This window comes from Candidatus Mesenet endosymbiont of Agriotes lineatus, assembly GCF_964019585.1.
Lineage (GTDB): Bacteria > Pseudomonadota > Alphaproteobacteria > Rickettsiales > Anaplasmataceae > Mesenet.
In genome coordinates this window covers 535,881-552,345 of record NZ_OZ026454.1, presented here as the reverse complement: position 1 = coordinate 552,345, position 16,465 = coordinate 535,881, and the positions used below count along the sequence as shown (strand labels likewise).

The window sequence follows — 16,465 nt, the reverse complement described above, 5'->3', positions numbered from 1 at the left end:
GATTTAAACCCCCTTACGAATAATGATACCACGAGTTTCAAGTTGTTTTATTGCTGCAGTTTTTTGCTCTTCAGTAATATTTGTTGGCCAAACTAAAATACAATCAGCTAGCAGGGCAATACGTGTAATCATCACTGCTTTGGCATCTGCTGCTTTTGCATCCACATCACTTATTACTACACCAATAGCAATTTGAGTGCCGTCTGTGGCAGTTGGATTTAAAACCTTAATTAAACCATCATCTGTTTTTTTGCTAACCACAGCTCCTAAACTCAGATTTTGTCCTTTGGCAACTGTTACTTGATCGCGTGAATAGATGTTTGATGCTTCATATTTTAATAGATCACCTAAATTATTGGCCTCTGTTATACAACTCATAAATATTGTCTCCTTTTATTATTAGCTATGCAGATTGACGAGATTTAGCTACCTGTATTACCAGATCTTCTTGCACATTTGTCTGCAAAGTACTTAAAATTTCAGTTTTTGTTGCTTGTTGAGCCAGAGTGGTCATTAAAATCTCTCTTGCTTCAACCGCACTTATATTCTGCTCAATAAATTCTCCTAATTTTTCTGGCATACGTGATAAGTTACATAGACGTACCAGCTCTAAAACCTCAGTACGATAACTGTTGTCATAATTCTGCTTATCATGACTTACAATATCTTTAGAATTTTGTTCTTCTTGATTGGTAATTTGTTTGTTCATAATAAAACTCCTTTGTTTGTTGATAAATATTTTTTCTTTCAAATCAGCAAATGTTGTTATTTCATCTGCTAAGCCAATATCTATTGCACTTTCACCAAAATAAAGCCCTGCTTCAGTTGATCTAACGGCTGTAGTAGATAAATCTCTATTACGCGCTATAAGTTCCACAAACATCTCATATAAGCGATTTACCTCTCCTTGCAGACTCTCCTTGCTCTCAGAAGTAATAGGTTCATGCGGATTTAAATCATTTTTACGATTACCTGCAAAAACTGTGCTGTATTTTATACCTTGTTTTTCATCAAAACTGCTCTGGTCAATATGACTAGCAATAACCCCAATGCTACCAACCCCTGAAGTTCTAGTGAGCAAAATCTTCTCAGCGCTTGAAGCAATAGCATAGGCAGCAGAATAAGCATCACCACTTACAGTTGCGATAATCTCTTTTTTTGACCTAGTATTATAGATAAAATCAGCTAAATCAAATACTCCATTTACTTCTCCTCCTGGACTGTCGATATCAAGTAAAATGGTCTCTATACTACTATCTGCTAAAGCTTCTTCTACTTGCTCATAGATTCTTTCATATGAGGTCATCCCTAAAACATCATCAAAAGCTCCAGGTTTTTGAGTTAAAATCCCATAAATGGGAATAATAGCAATACCCTCTTGCTTGCTTGCTATATGTTTTAAATTCTTAAAGATTGGTAATTTCTTGCTGTGTAATGATAATAATTCAAAACTTCTCGGTTCCAGCATCAGTGGTTTGCTTAGTAATAGAGAACTCTCCATAAATTTAATTTCCTTTTTGCTTAATATCTGCCCGACAATCAGAATCAAAATTCAGGTTAAAGTAATCAGCACGTTTATGATCTTCAGCAATCTCCTGATCAATTTCTTCTATATCATAGCCAAGCTCTGACACTACCTCTGCTCTACTTTTAAACCCGTTTCTTACTGCCATCTGCTGTGCTTGCTGATCTTTAAGTGGATCAACCCAATCAAACCCTTGTGGGATCCATTTTACATCCTTTAATGTTTGGCTATTCTCTTTATTTGTTTCTTTAATTGCACCAGAGAGTAGTGCTAACTCTAATTCCATACTGGACGGCAAAATTGAAAGACCATGACATTATGCTGTAACATCGAGCATCGACGACGAAACTCTATCAGCCCTGCTCGAATTGATGAGTAATTAACATTAGTGAGATCACCAGTTAACTGCTCATAAGTAATGCCCATGCCAATAGCAATAGCTCTCAGTTGTTGTCTCATGAATGCCTCGTAGCTACCCCCAACATCTGATGGTTCAGAAAACTTAATATCTTCTCCTGGATCCAAAAGCTGCATAGTTCCAGGTTCTAAACCAGAGAGGGCAATTCCATGTTCGTTTGTTTCATTTTCTCCCATGATATTAGCTTCAGGATCAAGTCTGGTGATAAATCCAGCAAACATTGCTGCCGTTTTCTTTCTCACAAGTTCCGCATCATCATATTGATCAAGTTCATAGAGTTTCAGTAGTACATTAGATAGCCAAGGTTCTCCTCTTATTTGTCCTGGTCTTAAAGGTCTATAAATATGCAAAACATCATTTGCTGGAACTCGAACTGATTCTCCTAATGAACCATCACCTGGATGCTCTCTGAATAAGTAATATGCTTCTCTTTGCCCAAGTTTGTTAAATTCAATCCCACTACGAATGATGTTACCATTTGCTAACGTTTGGTTACTCTTATTGTCTAAATGTTCTGATTCAAGTACTTGCAGCTGCAGTGGAACAGATAAATTATCTTCTGCTCTTCGCGCCCGCAAACGGATAAAACACTCTCCCCCCTCTACCATACTTCGACATACTAAAGACTGCAGTCCATAAAAATCATTTGCGCCACAGCTATCTGCCTCATCAGTCCAACTAAGCCATAACTGCTGTAGTTTTCTTCTAAAATTGGCATCTGTAGCTTTTGATTGGGGTTTAATTCCAGTGCCAACACAATTACTGACTATGGTATCAATAATATTTGCTGCATAGGGGTTATTACGTACCATACCACGAGAGCGGCTACGCAGAGTTTCAAGGTTATGAGTAAGGAGGCTATTTATGCTTCCCCTTTCAGGTTGAAAATAACATAACCTTCTTCCAGCTCCTGCTCCATCCCAGGCTGAACTTTTAATCTTTGGTTTATTGAATAGTTGTTTTAGTGATTTTAATATCATCTATAGGACACCTTTACTTGTGGAAAAAACAATTCTCCTCTTTGGCTTTACCCCTGAGATTTTCAGCTCGGCCTTAATTCTTTGTCTTAAATTAAGTAAGTCATTTATCTGCACTTCTGCATATCTCACTACATGATCACCATAAGCAATTGATACTACTCGTTCCCCACTTTGTAATTTCTGTATGGCTTGTTCAACTTGGACTAGATACTCACTATTGTACATTTGGCTCTATCCACTTACTCGGTATTACTTTTGCTGATTTCTTTTGACTCTTAGTTTTTTTACCCACTAAACTGTTCCATTTATTCTCTGTCCAGCGATCAATCCCTAGAGCAATGGATGCAGCTCTTGCATAAACTCGACAGTCAAGTGCTTCGTTACGTTCTCTAATCTTCTGCCATTCTTGTTTAGTATAGCCTTTAACTACTTTAGTAATTAACTGCTCAGCTGTTAGTTGTTTAAAATATTCGGGGCAATACTGAGGAAAATGACAGTACCCAGGGGGAAATCCTTCTTCATTCTCTAAAAGTTTAAGTAATTGGAAGAGTTCAGATTTAAGTATTGATACTCCTATAGGCCAGAGTTTTACGCCCCGACGTAACTTTTGTCCAGCAACAGTAACATCAACTTTACTTGGACTACTAAGTGGTACTAGGGCTTTATTTACTCCTTTAACTGCCATTACTCTTCCACATCCTTGATAACTTCTGATCCAATTATAAACTTCCTGTGTTGCATATCCGGCATCTACTGCCATCATACTGATTGTATATTCAAGTCCATCACTACCTAAGAAATGGTTGCCAAGTAATTCTGATAATTTATTCCAGACAAAATCTCGTCCAGGATCGCCTTCAAACACTTGATAATCAATCGACCAACTTTCTCTATTTCTGCCCCAAGCAACAACTTCTACCTCTATTCTATCCTTCTGCACGTCAACCCCAGCAGTTAAGACTACTTCTCCTTGAGGTACTGTACCAATTAAATAATCTTCTCGACGCTGAAAGAGATGCTTCCAATCTGGTACTTCTCCACGATCAACCCAAGTTTCTCCGAGGGTGGTATTTATCCATACTTTAAGCAGCTGCTCATTATCTTTACTGTGGAGAAAGTCTTCTACTGCTTGACTCCAACTATACCAGCCAACAGGGCTATATAAACTTGAGAGCCTACTGTTTTGTTGTTTACTGTAACATTTGTGCCTCGCCATTCCCCTTGACTTAACATTTCTGTCTTTTGATGATTTTCTATTTTACCACTACATTCACTGCAAACATAATGTGCTGAGGCTGGCTCCTTATCTTCCCATTTTACCTGTTGCCATTTTAAGATTTGATAATAATTACAATGTGGGCAAGGCACAAAGAAATAACGTTTATCAGAAGCTTCAAACTCTTTCTCAATTCTGCTAATTCCATGTACTGTTGGTGTTGATACTAAAAAGATCTTTCTCCTCGTAAAAGTGTTAGTACGTGCAATACTTAAAAGTACTGGATCACCTTCACCCCCAGAGTCTCCTGGATAAGCATCAATCTCATCTAAGAATAAGTATTTAACTGGCATGGATCTTAGCCCAACACTACTGTTAGCTCCAGTTATTACCACCATGCCTCCTGGGAACTCTTTGCTCTGTACTGTGTTACCTGAATCTCTTGCTCTTGGATCTTTAACTTTGCTCTTTAAACATGGTGTACTGTCAATAAGAGGAGCAAATCTTCCTTTAGACCAACGCTTTCCCATCTCGACAGTGGGTTGCACTACCAGCATTGGCCCTGGAGTTTGATCGATGATATAGCCTATCCAGTTATTTCCAGCCTCTGTTCCTCCAATTTGTGCCCCCTTCATAAAGATTACTTTTTCAACGGCAGATGAAGGAGAGAGACAATCCATGATTTCTTTTAAATAAGGAGTTCTTGCTGTCCGCCATTTCCCTGGTTCTGATGATGCTGTTTGCGAAAGTACCCGATACTCATTTGCCCACTCTGACACTTTAAGTAATGGATCGGGTTTTAGTCCGGCATAAAAACTACTGCTGTAAATCATTGCATTAGCACCAAATTATTTGATTGCCATGGATTTTCTCGCTCATCATAATCAACTAAAGTAGCAGGTTCTTTATTGGTTTCTGACAGCGCTTTTAAAACCCCTTGCTGACAGTTATTATCAATTGATCTTTGCATAAGTTGACTTAAAGCCACTATAGCAACTGCTGTGAATACTCCGGCTATGGTGGTATACATTCCTACTGCTATAGTAAAAATTACTGTCATTGAACCTATAACTGCAAGAGTGAGAACAGTACAGAGCTTCACCTTTTTATTATGATTATTTCTCTTTTCTATCACTTCTGCACATTTACTAAGCATATAAAACATCACAGGATTTTCTTTCGTATAATCTATAGGAGTTTTGCCTTCATTATCCCTACCAAATAGATCCACATCTTTTCTGATCAATAAGACCTTAAGTAACTCGAGGTTATTTGCTTTAATTGCACAGTAAAGGGCAACTGCAGGGCTTGCTCCTTTTTTAAGCAGTAACTCTACCGCATTTAAATGTCCTTGCTCTGCCGCAAAATATATTGGTGATTGGTTCTTGTTATTTAAAACATTAATATCCTCCCCCGTTTTTATTAGAATATTGATAATTTCAGTGTATCCTTTTTGCACCGCTAAATGTAATAGATGGTTATTATCAACTCCGTATCTGTTTTCTCTTAAGGCCTTTACTATCTCCTGCTTATTTTCCTCAACCGCATATTCAAATGGAGTCTTACCATTATCATCTTTCATCAGTGGATCTATATCTTTTCTGGTGAGTAAAACATCTGTGGTACTCAGTCCACCACCATCTACAGCATAATGCAAAGGAGTTTGGTTCTCATGGTCTTGGGGATTAACTCTACACTCAGGAGTACTGATTAAACACTTAACTACATCAAGGCAGAGATCTCTTTCATCGTAACTGCTATTACTTACTGCAATATGAAGTGGTGATAATCCTGTGGAACTTTGACCAACACTGACTGCGTTGACATTGGCCTTAAGCTGAATTAACAGCTCTACTGTTTTTAATCTCTTATTATTTACAGCGTAATGTAAAGGAGTTTGATTTCTTGCATCAAAAACATCGATTTCTGCTCCCCCTTCCTCTACTAAGATCTCAATAATACTTTTATGTCCTGCTCCTGCGGCTAAGTGTAAGGGTGTATGGTGCGCAGCATTGCGTAAGTTAACATCTACACCTTTTTCAATTAAATATCTTACTGCCTTAACTTCACCAACTGCTGCTGCTAAATGAAGTAAGCTATCGCCATCAGGTCCATACTTATTATTGATTAAAGCTTGTAATACTCTTGTTTTATTTTCTTCTTGAGCGTAATCAAGCGGGGCTTTACCTGTATCATCTTTAATGAAAGGATTAACGTTTTTCTTGTTAAATAAGAGATCTACTAAAGCTAAATCATCAGATTCTATAGCATAATGGAGAGCAGTTTTGCCATTTATCCCTTGAGTATTAACATCTACTTCTGCGTTGCTAATAAAGCATCTAATTATTTCTAAATGGAGATTTTGTTTGATCATTGGTTCTTCAGCTATAAATAAAGCAGGTAAAGTGTTTTTAGATGTAAAGCCACTCACTCCAATCCCCCTTGTGATAATGCTTCAAGCGCTATCTTGATTTCTTCAGTTAGTGTCTGATGAATCTTCTCACTACTATCCAGTGAAGCTAAAAGTGCAGATACTCTATCGGGAATGTTAAGCAGATTATTTCTTACAACTCTTGCGGTATTAAAAGCTGCAGTTTTAACTTCATCTATTGGTACAAGTTCACCAATTTCAGCTTTAGCCTTAGCTTCTAGAAGCTTACCACGTTCTATTTCATTCTTAATGCGAGTTTTAAGGAACATGGTGGCAAGATCACTATTGCCTCTTTCATTACCGTTAATACCTTTTCTTCTTTGTGGTTGACTTGGATCACGAATGGTAATAAGTGCAGCATCTGCTTGCTCAAAATCAATCATACCGTCTTTAAGCTCAACGATACCATTCTTCACCAAATAACAGACGTACTGTTTAGAAAACCCTTGCTCTTTTGCCCATTCAGTCTGGGTTATAAGTGCCACTTTTCCCCCTTTTATTATTTTCTTGTTTTTACCACTTTTCTAAGACTTGTTCTTGAATTTGCAAAAATGTCTTACCACTCGCTGCCAATATTGCTGCCCTGCCAGTATACATCTGCCAACGTTTAATCGTTATATCAACATAAGCAGGATCAAGCTCAATTGTTCGGCACATTCTTTCCCTACGTTCACAAGCAATAAGTGTACTACCAGAGCCAGCAAAGGGATCAAGGACGATATCTCCTGGATTGCTACTGTTTATTATCGCCTTTTCTATTAGCTCTAAAGGTTTCATGGTTGGATGCAGCGTATTACAGGTAGGTTTGTCGTAGTACCATAGATCACTTTGACTGCGTCCTCCATACCATCTACGTTCATTACCTTCTTTCCAACCATAGAGTATTGCTTCATACTGACGTTGATAATCAGCTCTCCCGAGTGTAAAGTGATTTTTAGCCCAAATGATAAACGTTGACCAATGTCCTCCTGCTTCTTTAAACGCCTTCTGCAGGGTTGCAAGTTCGGCTGATGCTGTACAGATATAAATTGCCCCTTTGGTATAGGCTAAAATGTGGGAACAAATGTCATAGAGAAATAACTCAAATTTTTCACCCTGATCATCATTTAATATTTTCCTATCATCTCTTTCTTGGCTATTACCATAAGCAACATTATATGGAGGATCACAGAAGGTAATATCTGCCACTTGCTCATCTAAAACAGCTTTAAAAGAACTATCTAGTCTACTATCACCACAGTAAATACGATGATTACCAAGTATCCATAAATCCCCTGGTTTTGTTACTACTGGTTTATCTTCATTATCAGTTAAATGAGAAAAATCCTCCTCCTCATTACTTTCATCAGCAAAAAACTTTTGTACTTTATCTAACTCAAAACCAGTGAGTTTAAGATCAAAGTTTAACTCTTCTAAATCCTTAAATTCAAGCTCTAAAAGATCGTTATCCCATTTAGCCCAATTAGCAGATTGATTAGCAAGAAGACGAAAAGCTTTAGTTTGAGCATCATTTAAATTATCAGCAAATACCACTGGAACTGTCTCTAATCCTAATTTTCTTGCAGCTTTAAGACGTAAATGACCATCAATTACCATACCATCACTTTTAGCAATAATAGGTATACGAAAGCCAAACTCAGCAATAGCAGCACACATTTTACTTACCACTACGTCGTTTTTACGGGGATTGCGCTCATACTCAATGAGATTTTCAACTGGATAATAATGGATTTTAAGATTCATATTTTTATTGATTTTAAAGATGGGTTTAAAAAGTTAATATCTTAAAACATTCTAACGCTAGAGAACTTCCGGGGTCCCTTTACCCAAAACCCGCCACAGTAGCCAAGGACCCGCTTAACAGGCTTCTAAACTACTTAAGTTATTAATATTATTATTTAAATTCATAGCATAAAATAGTAGTGCTAAACTATCAGCTTCGTTGTCATCACTTGGGGTAAAACCTTTATTTTTTATTGCAGCAATCACTGCACTTTTACTGGCATTACTGTGATAAAATGCTTTTTGCAGCAACACCTTGATAAGGCAAAGCTCACACCAAGCAGTAAGATGGGCTAAGAAGCCTCCATAGATATGAGCAGCATCAGTGCCAAGATGTCTTCTTACCTCTTCAAAATAGACAACACTTATATTTGAAAACTTCTGTTTTAAAGAATTAAGCCAATTACTAAAGTTTAAAAACTGCATTCCTCCACCACTAAAGCGACTAACATGAAAACTCTTACTACCACTTTCAATCACTCCTCCTTCTAAAATTGCCCAACCAGTTTGTTGTCCTAAATCTAATGTGAGTATCGACATATTTTATTTTTAGGTATAGATTTATTAGTTGGAGTTAGTTTTGTTAAGATTTTTCTTTTCTTCCACCAATTTATCGAAGTCTGACTTGTACGATTTATCTTGTATTTTTCTGAATTCTTCATACTCCTTTGTAGCTAAGGTAATTGCTACCTCATGAGAAACTTTACCGTGGTCCTTTAATATCTCTTGCTCGTTAAATTTTAAAAATGCGTCAAGCTTTTCTTTCCAATCTTTCATATACATTATTTTACCTCGAGCAGCTTGAAATTCCGCATGGTCTATATACATATTCACTATCTTATTCAATTGAGCAATTTCATTTTCATCTAAGTAGTTTTTTGCTACCTGAGTGTCAGAGAGAAAGATTTTCTCTTTAGGTGCTTTTCGCCAATTTGTTAGGCCCATATTTGGTTTGTTTCTATTTGCTCTATTTGCGATTATTTCTGCTGCTGTATTTCCAGTAATGGCAAAATGTAATTTGTTTTGCACTATAGCAAAGAAATCTTTTGTTTCAATTGCACAACTTGAATAATCTACTGAAGTTGAATAAATATCTGTAATTTTCTGGTAAGCTATACGCTCGCTAGCCCTAATTTCTCTTATTTCTTCTACTAGCTCATCAAAGAATCTAGCATCAAATCTTGTACCATTCTTAAATCTATTACTATCTATTGCAAAGCCTTTAAAAATGTAATTCTTTAGTTTATCAGTTGCCCATGTACGAAAAGCTATGCCACGCTCTGAATTAACACGATAGCCTACTGATATAACAGCTTCTAAATTGTAAAATACTACATTACGTTTTACTTCTCTTTCTCCTTCTTTTTGAACTATCGAGAATTCCTCAGTAGTTGAGCTTTTATCTAATTCTTTACTTAGATAAATATTCTTTAAGTGCAACGAAATATTATCACTTGAACAGCCAAATAGCTTAGCCATATGTTTCTGTGTAAGCCATAGATTATCATTTTCAAATCTGACCTCTATACATACCTTTCCATTGTCTGTTTCATAAAACAAGATTTCATTATTACCTGGGAGCTTATCTTTCATATATCATCTTATTATGTAGCCTTCTTACTATTAAAATAATGGAGTTTCGTATCCCTCTACTATATATATCAAGAAAATTCATCAAAATGTTCAGAAAAAGTTACATTATTTCAACATTTAATTCATCAAAGGTTTTAATAGTCAAAAAATTTTGAGCTATAAGTGAACAAATTCGTGTGATTTCTTGATTCATTATTGATAAGGGATCTATTAACGGAAAATTATGGATATCACATGTGATTTAAACAACTTATCAAAGAATGGACATTATAAGCCACTATTAGAGAAGGAAGAGTTAAAAACTCAGCTTTTACTTAATATAAGATCTTGTCTTTCTTACCTCTTCCGTAATGGCACTTTTCATGGCAACGAATATCGTATTGGTAATCTGCAAGGTAGTAAAGGAAAGAGTTTAAGAATAGAACTGACAGGCAATAAAGCAGGTTTATGGAACGATTTTGCCACTGGAGAAGGAGGGGATATCATAGATCTTTGGGCTGCTGCACATAGGAAAGATGTTAAGGCTGAGTTCCATGAAGTAATGGCATCCATTGGTGAGTGGCTTGGCTATTACCGGCAACATAAAGTTAATGAAGCTGAGTCCACAACCTCTTGGGATTATCTTGATGAGAATGGTGAGGCTATTGTTAAGGTTTATCTTTATGATACTGCTTTAGGGAAACGATATCTGCCATTTGATGTCAAAAAGTCAAGCTATACTGCACCAGAGATAAGACCTTTATATAATATCCCAGGTATAATTAAAGCCGATAAGGTCATTATTGTTGAAGGAGAAAAGTGTGCAGAAAGCTTAATAAAACAAGGTATTACAGCAACAACAGCAATGTCTGGAGCAAATGCACCCATTGACAAAACAGACTGGTCACTACTTAAAGGCAAACACATAATAATTTGGCCAGATAACGATGAACCAGGAAAGCAATACGCTGAGAAAGTTGCAAAAAAACTCATCGATCTTGGTGTTATCTCCCTAGCAATTATTAAAGTTCCCCAAAATAAACCAAAAGGTTGGGATGCTGCTGATTGTATCCAAGAAGGAATAAATCCTCTAGAATTTATCACAAATAAGAAAAGCCCTTATAACAATAATAATTCCTCTAATAAATTGAAAAAAATTGATACATCAATCTGGACTAATACTGCTCCAGAAAGAAAGTGGATCATAAAAGATTGGCTTCCTGTTGGTAGCGTTACTGCTCTTTATGGCGATGGCGGTGTTGGCAAATCTCTTCTTGCACAACAATTAATGACAGCTGCTGCTATTGGTAAACCTTGGTTAGGCATAGATATTGAACAAATTAAAACATATGGTGTCTTTTGTGAATATGATGAAGAAGAACTCTGGCGTCGGCAATGTACAATAAATGCATTTTATCAATTGGATATGCAATCCCCTGCTTTCCTAGACAACATTTGTTTATCATCTCGAGTAGGAGAAAATAATCTTCTTATGGTTTTTGATAATAAAGGTATAGGCCAATTAACTCCTTACTTTCAAGAATTGCTTGCAGACATTGAATTGTTTCAACCCAAGCTAGTGATCTTAGACACAGCTGCAGACCTATTTGGCGGTAATGAAAATGATCGCTCTCATGTTAGGCAATTTATTCAAAACTGTTGTGGTCATATAGCAAAGACAATAAAAGGAGCTGTTTTATTATGTGCTCATCCTTCTGATTCAGGAATAATACGAAAAACTGGTACAGGAGGTTCAACAGCATGGAATAATTCTGTAAGGTCCAGGTGGTATTTATCAAAACCGGATAGAGCTGATGCTTCTGATATTGATCGTGTTCTTTGCCGTAAGAAGTCTAATTATTCTGCATCTGAACAAAATCAGATTTCGTTTTACTGGCAAAATGGAGCATTTGTAGAGTGTGATGCACATTTTAATTCAGAAAGAATAGTAAGGAATAGTTATAACAAGAAACTAGATTTAGAACGTGGAAGAAGACATGACGTTATCTTAGAATTAATTGCAAGTGAAGCATATAAAGGTAAAGTCTATACTACAGCACAATTTGCTAAATATTTTGAAGGAAAATTAGGTCTTGGTAGTGAACGTAGTATTCGCGAAAGAATAAGTCATCTTGCAACCATTGGTCATATAAAATTTTTCAAGAGAAGTCCTGAACATGAATTATCAAATACCAGATCAAAGTATGGTTATTTATGTGTTGAGGATATGGAGCTTAAAATTTCTGAAGATCAATATGTATTTATTAAATCAAGCTGTTATCTATCAGCAACAAATGGAGTACTTATGCCAGTTGAAAATCCGGACGTTTGGGTTACTCATAATTTCATTATAAATGACAATTTTAAGTTGGCAGAATAAGTTGGCAAAAATTAAGTTGGCAGTTTAAGAATTTGCCATCTTGCCAACTAGGATTTTTCTCAAACTGACCGCAGTGGCTTGTTTTAAGTTATTTTGTTAATTTTAAGTTGGCAGGATGGCAGAAATGCAGAAAGAAATTGCCAACTAGAAATGCGTCTTAAAATCCCCTCCCATAGCAGGTTTAAGGTAGTTGGCAAGATGGCAAAAAACCTTATATATATAATAATATACTATAGTATATTATAATCAAATATTACCAACTAGAAATTCTGATCTTTAATAAAAAGTCTATTTTAACAGAAGAATTAAAAATGAATGCAAAGACAAACAATCCATAATAAAGTTTTAAAACTACCCCCATGAAAACATCATATCTACTGAACTTTTAGATTTTTTTTAAATACTATTGCACTCTCAAAGTAATTCTACTAACATTGCTAATGTTTAGCTGGTTTGCTAAGTTACTAAACTAAAAGTATTAAAGATATGAGTAAGTAGAGTTTATGTTGCTTTAAATGTGATGTTTTTAGAGTCATTATGTTATTTCAGCATGGGAAATTGTATACTTTTTATAAACTTACGCTTATAATATAACTTAAAACGTCAGCAAATGGCATATAGCTTGTAATCATTATCTTGCCTTTAGCTTTTAGTTGGTTTGGGTGTGTTTTAAGTTTAACTTCAATGAACAGCACTACTATCTAAATAGATTTTAATATCATTCCATTGTAGCGCTGTTTTGAGCTTATTGCTTCCTTTTACTGAAATATATAATCCAAAAGAATTACTGACTTAATTGCTTGTTGTTTATTTCAGTTATTGTTACTTGATCAAAAGTGGTATTTAAATCAATTAAGTTACTTCTTGCATCCATTTTAGTTGAAGAATTTTCTAGTTTATGCTCTTCCTTTGCAAAATTAAAATCAGTTAAATCATTTAAACTCTTTTCTGGCAGATGACTGATAAAACTACTTTGCTGTTCTTTTGTGCTTTTAAGTTCAACTAATTTTTCTCCATGTTGAAGCTTTCTTATTACTATTTTAAATATTCTCGTAAACAATGATTTGATTGATCCTGCTTTGCCTTTTTCTGTTTTACTTAGCTGTTCTTTTTCAAATTGATCAAATACTTGTTTCTCACACTTATTAAGTTCAGTAAATCTTTCTTGTGCAAAGGAATCGAATTCTCGTTCAATACTATCATTTTCATACGCTGTAGCAGCTCTTTCAAGATACTGTATATCGTTTTCTGTAAATTTGTCGGCAAGCTTATAGAGATGATGTACATCTTGTGCATTTATGTTCAATCTATCTTGCTCAATAACCTTATTTATGGCTTTAATATCATGTTTTGTTAGTTTAAAAGTGTCTTTGACTATATCAAGTAACTTAAGTTTACAAAGCTTCCTGAACACATCAAATGCTTTATCATCTTGAAATATAGGATAGCTTTTTTTATCCTTTTTCACTGATTTTTGTATACATATTAACTCATCATCAAAAGACTTTTTTAATTCATCGAGATCTTTACCGATATTGTTAAATCCTTCAAAATATTCCTCATATTTATCACAAGTTTTTATATTATTATTCTCTGTCATTTCACCCCCATACTTTATATCTATTAATGATATAAAAAAAATTATTAAGCTTAAATATTAATTAAAGATTAATTATTGGTTAAATAAAACCATCATAAGATATGAGAATAAGTACTATTAAAACAGCATAATAACTTCAATGTCTGAACAAATTTTGCAGATGGGGGATAAACTGGAAAGAAATCCTGAAATATCAAGTGATTAACTTTTACATATGGGGGAAAGAATTTCTCTCGTGCCGTACAAAATCAGGGCAATAGATTTCATCATTAAACCATATAAATTTATGGAATCGCTATGAAATCAAACAATCGCTATTTAGGCATTAACCCTAAAATTATTAAACAAATAAGGAAACGTGCTAGACGACTTAAATCTTTCAGATGTTTTGCTGATTACAGTATTGAAGATATAGAACAAGAGCTTTTGTGCGAAACTTGGTCTGATTTAAACCAATATAGTGGTGATGAAAGCGGTCAAGATGCATTTATTCATAGCATTATTAAAAATCGTGCTATAAATCTTGTACGCAAGCAATCATGCGCTAAACGTGATAGTAAAGCCGGGATATTATTCATTGATATCACAGAATTAGGTAATGTCGTTGATAAAAGTAGTCACTTCGAAAATAAAGTAGCAGCAAATATCGATATAAGCACAACAATTTCAAAATTGCCAAAACTTTGGCAGGACATTTGTTATGATCTTCAATCTTATAGCATCTGTGAAATTGCTAAAATGTATAAAATATCAAGAACAACTGTTTATCACATCAGAAGACAAATACGAGCTAAACTTTCTCACTTAAAAATATATTTGTAAAAACAGGTGAACAAATCGTCGTCATTTCTTGATTATATATTATGAGAGGAGAATAAAATTATGACTTTAAAAATTACAAATAGTGAAGAAAGACTAAAAACTACTACAGGAGTGAAGATAGTAATCTTTGGACCATATGGCATTGGTAAGACTAGTTTACTTAAGACTTTAGATAAGCCAACACTGTGTCTTGATTTTGAAGCTGGTTTACTGGCCGTACAGGATTGGCAGGGAGATTCAATTAACATTCGTACTTGGAATGAAGCAAGAGATATTGCTTGTCTAATTGGTGGCCCAAATCCTGCACTTAAAGCTGATCAAGCTTATAGCCAAAGACACTATGATCACATCTTAGGTAAGTATGGAGATCTTTTAGCAAAACTCTCTGAGTACCGATGCATTTTCATTGATAGCATAACTGTTGCCTCACGCTTAAGTCTTCTATGGGCTAAATTACAACCTGAATCTATTTCTGAGAGAACAGGTAAACAAGACATGAGAGCAGCATATGGCATACTTGCTCAAGAGATGATGGCTTGGCTGAATCAATTTCAACATATTCCTAGTAAAGACATCATTTTAGTTGGTACCCTTGGACAATATTTAGATGACTTTAATCGCCCAACTTGGTTGCCACAGTGTGAAGGAACTAAAACTGCCAGTGAAATTCCCGGTATTGTTGATGAAGTTATCAGCATGGTAGGCATTAAAAAAGAAGATGGCAAGGAAGTACGCTCTTTTATCTGTCATGCTATCAATTCCTGGGGATATCCAGCTAAGGATCGTAGTGGCTGTCTTGATATGGTTGAAGAACCACATTTAGGTAAGCTACTGAGCAAAATTAAGAACAAAACTTTATCCACAATTTCAATTACAAAAGGAGTGTAAACCTTATGAGACAATTTACTGATTTTAATAGACAAAAAATACCATTCTTCACCGTCAAGGAATACTTAAACGATAAGTCACCAATACCAGCAGATATTATCTCGCCAAGGATCTTAACCCAAAGAGGTTTGTTAGTACTGGGAGGTCCACCTAAAATTGGTAAGAGTGATTTTTTAATTTCTTGGCTAGTACATATGGCCGCTGGAGTTTCTTTTCTTGGAATGACACCAAGTCGACCTTTGAAGATATTTTATTTGCAAACTGAAATTGAATATCCCTACATGAAGGAACGCTTACAACAGCTTAAGCTTGACAAGGATCTTTTAGATATAGCTGCTAATAATTTAATTATTACTCCAAAAGTACACCTGTCATTCAATAGTGAAGAGATAACGCAAATAAAGGAAACTGTAAAAGAACACTTTAGACCTGATATTTTGGCGATTGATCCTCTTCGTAATATCTTTAGCAGTGAATATGGCAATGAAAATGATAATAGCGCCATGTTATTCTTCTTGCAAAGAACTCTTGAAAGTTTACGTAGTGTTGTGAGTCCAGATGCCTGCATGATACTGACCCACCACACAAAGAAATTATCTAAGAAAATGCTCGAAGAAGACCCATTTCAAGGGTTAAGTGGAGCTGGATCTTTAAGGGGATTCTACAGTACTGGCATGGTTATGTTTTCTCAGGATGAAGAGAGTAATGTACGTCAGATAGTGTTTGAACTACGTAATGGTGAACGTGTACCAAGTAAGCTTGTCGATAAAACCTCTGGCTCTTGGCAGCTTATAGAGCAATGGGATCATTAACCTTTTTTTAATTTTAAAATTTAATTCATAGGAGAAATT

General features: G+C 35.3%; 15 protein-coding genes and 1 pseudogene. 4 read left to right on the top strand and 12 right to left on the bottom strand.

The window, feature by feature from the left end; genetic code table 11:
* Positions 1 to 3 precede the first annotated feature (3 nt).
* From AACL19_RS02635 to AACL19_RS02585, 11 genes and pseudogenes are all read right to left on the bottom strand, one after another.
* The gene (locus AACL19_RS02635; RefSeq protein WP_339046441.1) at positions 4 to 378 is read right to left on the bottom strand and encodes a head decoration protein; all 375 of its coding nucleotides are present in this window, start codon (positions 376 to 378) and stop codon (positions 4 to 6) included.
* Positions 379 to 403: 25 nt separating this feature from the next.
* Positions 404 to 1,501, bottom strand: a complete 1,098-nt coding sequence (locus AACL19_RS02630) for a S49 family peptidase (RefSeq protein ID WP_339045280.1) — start codon at positions 1,499 to 1,501, stop codon at positions 404 to 406.
* Between the two features lie 4 nt (positions 1,502 to 1,505).
* Positions 1,506 to 2,923 (bottom strand): annotated as a pseudogene (locus tag AACL19_RS02625) (phage portal protein).
* Positions 2,924 to 3,148 (bottom strand): gpW family head-tail joining protein, encoded by a 225-nt coding sequence (gene gpW / locus AACL19_RS02620; RefSeq protein ID WP_339045281.1) that lies wholly within the window; start codon positions 3,146 to 3,148, stop codon positions 2,924 to 2,926.
* Positions 3,138 to 4,139: a terminase gpA endonuclease subunit gene (locus tag AACL19_RS02615; RefSeq protein ID WP_339045282.1), complete on the bottom strand. Its 1,002-nt coding sequence runs from the start codon at positions 4,137 to 4,139 to the stop codon at positions 3,138 to 3,140. Before AACL19_RS02615 ends, gpW begins: the two co-directional genes overlap by 11 nt.
* Positions 4,046 to 4,972, bottom strand: a complete 927-nt coding sequence (locus tag AACL19_RS02610; protein WP_339045283.1) for a phage terminase large subunit family protein — start codon at positions 4,970 to 4,972, stop codon at positions 4,046 to 4,048. Before AACL19_RS02610 ends, AACL19_RS02615 begins: the two co-directional genes overlap by 94 nt.
* The gene (locus tag AACL19_RS02605) at positions 4,969 to 6,570 is read right to left on the bottom strand and encodes an ankyrin repeat domain-containing protein (RefSeq protein ID WP_339045284.1); all 1,602 of its coding nucleotides are present in this window, start codon (positions 6,568 to 6,570) and stop codon (positions 4,969 to 4,971) included. Before AACL19_RS02605 ends, AACL19_RS02610 begins: the two co-directional genes overlap by 4 nt.
* Positions 6,567 to 7,055, bottom strand: a complete 489-nt coding sequence (locus tag AACL19_RS02600; protein ID WP_339045285.1) for a hypothetical protein — start codon at positions 7,053 to 7,055, stop codon at positions 6,567 to 6,569. The genes AACL19_RS02605 and AACL19_RS02600 overlap by 4 nt, the downstream gene beginning before the upstream one ends.
* Before the next feature lie 28 nt (positions 7,056 to 7,083).
* On the bottom strand, positions 7,084 to 8,313 hold the full coding sequence (locus AACL19_RS02595) for a DNA modification methylase (RefSeq protein WP_339045286.1): 1,230 nt from the start codon (positions 8,311 to 8,313) through the stop codon (positions 7,084 to 7,086).
* Between the two features lie 114 nt (positions 8,314 to 8,427).
* Positions 8,428 to 8,892, bottom strand: coding sequence for a Holliday junction resolvase (locus AACL19_RS02590; protein WP_339045287.1), 465 nt, complete (start codon positions 8,890 to 8,892; stop codon positions 8,428 to 8,430).
* Positions 8,893 to 8,916: 24 nt separating this feature from the next.
* Positions 8,917 to 9,945: a virulence RhuM family protein gene (locus tag AACL19_RS02585; RefSeq protein WP_339045288.1), complete on the bottom strand. Its 1,029-nt coding sequence runs from the start codon at positions 9,943 to 9,945 to the stop codon at positions 8,917 to 8,919.
* Positions 9,946 to 10,168: 223 nt separating this feature from the next.
* Here AACL19_RS02585 and AACL19_RS02580 point away from each other — a divergent pair, with 223 nt between their 5' ends.
* Positions 10,169 to 12,304: an AAA family ATPase gene (locus AACL19_RS02580; RefSeq protein ID WP_339046439.1), complete on the top strand. Its 2,136-nt coding sequence runs from the start codon at positions 10,169 to 10,171 to the stop codon at positions 12,302 to 12,304.
* A gap of 784 nt (positions 12,305 to 13,088) precedes the next feature.
* Here the strand turns inward: AACL19_RS02580 and AACL19_RS02575 are convergent.
* On the bottom strand, positions 13,089 to 13,904 hold the full coding sequence (locus tag AACL19_RS02575) for a hypothetical protein (RefSeq protein WP_339045290.1): 816 nt from the start codon (positions 13,902 to 13,904) through the stop codon (positions 13,089 to 13,091).
* A 297-nt stretch (positions 13,905 to 14,201) separates the two neighbouring features.
* On the opposite strand from AACL19_RS02575, the gene AACL19_RS02570 reads away from it, so the two are divergent.
* Genes AACL19_RS02570 through AACL19_RS02560 form a run of 3 tightly spaced genes read left to right on the top strand, consistent with a single transcriptional unit; the run spans position 14,202 to position 16,426 of the window.
* Positions 14,202 to 14,726: a sigma-70 family RNA polymerase sigma factor gene (locus tag AACL19_RS02570; protein WP_339045291.1), complete on the top strand. Its 525-nt coding sequence runs from the start codon at positions 14,202 to 14,204 to the stop codon at positions 14,724 to 14,726.
* A 60-nt stretch (positions 14,727 to 14,786) separates the two neighbouring features.
* Positions 14,787 to 15,614: an ATP-binding protein gene (locus AACL19_RS02565; RefSeq protein WP_339046437.1), complete on the top strand. Its 828-nt coding sequence runs from the start codon at positions 14,787 to 14,789 to the stop codon at positions 15,612 to 15,614.
* A 5-nt stretch (positions 15,615 to 15,619) separates the two neighbouring features.
* A complete protein-coding gene (locus tag AACL19_RS02560; protein WP_339045293.1) occupies positions 15,620 to 16,426 on the top strand; it encodes an AAA family ATPase in 807 nt (268 codons plus the stop codon).
* The last annotated feature ends 39 nt before the right edge of the window (positions 16,427 to 16,465 follow it).